We start from the raw sequence: 1362 nt of genomic DNA, 5'->3' as shown, positions 1-1362 counted from the left end.
CCATTGGTCGTTAACGGCAAACGGTCTAAAGGAATAAATATGCCGGGCACCATATAAGCCGGTAAATGGCTCCGCAACCAGGCTTGCACCTCTTCTCTATCAAACGTTTCTGTTACCACTACATAAGCCACCAATTGCGTATTATCGCCAGTGGCTAGTACTGCACATTGGCTGATACCTTCGTATTGTTGCAGCACACTTTCTATCTCACCAAGTTCAATGCGATAACCACGTATTTTCACCTGCTGGTCGCGACGACCTACATACATGATCGTTCCGTCTACACGCCAATAGCCGATATCTCCCGTGCGATACAAACGGCTACCGGAGATGCCGCTGAATGGATCGGTGATGAACTTCTCTGCGGTCAACCCTTCCAGGTTCAGGTAACCGCGGGCTACACCAGCTCCACCAATACAGATCTCTCCAGGGATGCCAATAGGACACAACTGACCGTATGGGTTTAAAATATATAACTGTTCATCCGGAAGCGGACGGCCTATACTTAAGGTCTCACTATCGTTCAGTAAAAGGTTACTACTCCATATCGTTGTTTCTGTAGGACCGTATACATTATATACACGGGTATCCCGTTGTTTTAATAACTCATATAAATGTGGAGGAAGCGCTTCACCACCTACCAGCATCACTTTTAGCTGGTTTAATACCTGGGCGTCCATCCCTCCGTTCAATAGCTGTTGTAAACGGGATGGCGTTAATTGTAGTACGTCTACTACTCCGGCTGACAAACGGGATGATACCAATACAGGATCTTCCGCCTCCATCAACACGATGCCAAGACCGTTACAAATTGCTCCCAGCAGTTCAAGTATCGATATATCAAATGTGAGACTTGTCAGCGAAGCAATACGCCAGCCTGGCTGAAAACCAAAGCTATCCGGCAATGCCTTCACAAACGCTCCTACATTAGCATGTGTTACCATCACGCCTTTAGGCCGCCCCGTTGAGCCGGAGGTATACATGATATAAGCTAAACTGTCTGCGGATACTGATGCAACAGTAATTGCCTGTGGCAACTGGTTGCTTTCTGCACGGCTGATATTCAGTACTGGTTTGCCTGTGGATAAGGCTATGCTATAACATACCTCGTCACTGATCAACATCTTCGCTCCTGTATCTTCAAGGATATGATTGATCCGGTGCGCAGGATAAGACGGATCAATGGGTACATATGCGCATCCTGCTTTCAGGATGCCCAATAGTGCGATCACCAGTTCTGGGCTACGCTCCATACATACTGGTACAACACTGCCGGGGTCAGCTCCCATGTCCTGCAAGATGCGGCTCACAGCGGATGACCGTACGTCCAGCATGTGATAGCTGAGTTCATAATCGCCAAAG

Annotated in this window: 1 protein-coding gene; it reads right to left on the bottom strand. The window is 47.9% G+C overall.

Going from position 1 to position 1362, the window contains the following annotated elements:
* The coding region (locus C7475_RS32695) for an amino acid adenylation domain-containing protein (RefSeq protein ID WP_146217735.1) at positions 1-1362 on the bottom strand (1362 nt) is incomplete at both ends.

It is taken from the genome of Chitinophaga sp. S165 (genome assembly GCF_003182155.1).
In the GTDB taxonomy this organism is placed as follows: domain Bacteria; phylum Bacteroidota; class Bacteroidia; order Chitinophagales; family Chitinophagaceae; genus Chitinophaga.
This window is presented reverse-complemented; position numbering and strand designations above follow the sequence as displayed.